The organism is Candidatus Accumulibacter vicinus (genome assembly GCF_000584955.1).
Lineage (GTDB): Bacteria > Pseudomonadota > Gammaproteobacteria > Burkholderiales > Rhodocyclaceae > Accumulibacter > Accumulibacter vicinus.
Genome location: NZ_JDSS02000027.1, coordinates 42,472 through 42,755 on the forward strand (window position 1 = coordinate 42,472; position 284 = coordinate 42,755).

The window sequence follows — 284 nt, forward strand, 5'->3', positions numbered from 1 at the left end:
CGCATTTTTGGCGACGGCGTCGACGTACCGGCAGCCGTAGGAGGCGAAGCTTCGCTGGCTTTTCGTCGTCGGCGCCCGGCTTTTTCCGGTCTTGACGATTCTTGGGCGCCACCTGTCCCCGCCGGGGAATCGCGGTCTGGTGTGCCTGATGCGAGGGAGTCGCTGGGTGGCGCTAACCGCTGGCTGGTCGTGGAGTCTGGACCAGTGAGCGCATTTGGTGAGCACGCCCCTGCTTGATGTGCCCGAGCGCCATCGCGAGCATGACCCCAAAGGCCAGCCCGACT